General features: G+C 54.3%; 1 protein-coding gene. It reads right to left on the reverse strand.

Annotated features, from left to right (window positions below):
* Positions 1-11 precede the first annotated feature (11 nt).
* Positions 12-506, reverse strand: coding sequence for a lysozyme (locus tag FCN80_RS26305; RefSeq protein WP_136993298.1), 495 nt, complete (start codon positions 504-506; stop codon positions 12-14).
* Positions 507-545: the final 39 nt, after the last annotated feature.

Here is a 545-nt window from a genome sequence, read left to right on the forward strand (position 1 = left end):
GATTTTGCTGATCATTTTTGCCCCATCATGCAGACAGTACGGTCTATCTCGCGCCGGTTAATCAGGCCGCGGTTGCGCTGTTTATTCACATAAACCCATGCCCGCATGTCATTGCATGCCCGAACCATGTCACCGGCATTTAGATGGCGCAGCATTGAGGAATTGCGGAATGCGGTAATGCCGATGTTATAGGCAACGGAGTAGAGAGACGCCCGCATATAGTCGCCTATCGGCACCCTGACGTCTGCATCGACTTCTTTTTTGACCGGGGCGAGATGTTTAGCCAGGAGCACATCGCATTCTTTGTCCGTGTAGCGTTTACCCTGGATGACATCGGGGCCGGTAATCCCATCGCAAACAGTCCAGACTCCGCCAACGTCACGGTATGGGATATAAACTCGTCCCTCTACACCATCAGAGCCGCCCAATAACGCCACAGCAATGGTCAGTGCTCCGCCTCCAGCAGCGGCGATCAGTTTATTACGCAGCGCCGGGGATATAGCCATTACTCAGACCTCGGGATGATGGTTTTGCCGTCGCGGGCC

Origin of the sequence: Martelella alba, from assembly GCF_005217455.1 — a bacterium.
Lineage (GTDB): Bacteria > Pseudomonadota > Gammaproteobacteria > Enterobacterales > Enterobacteriaceae > Acerihabitans.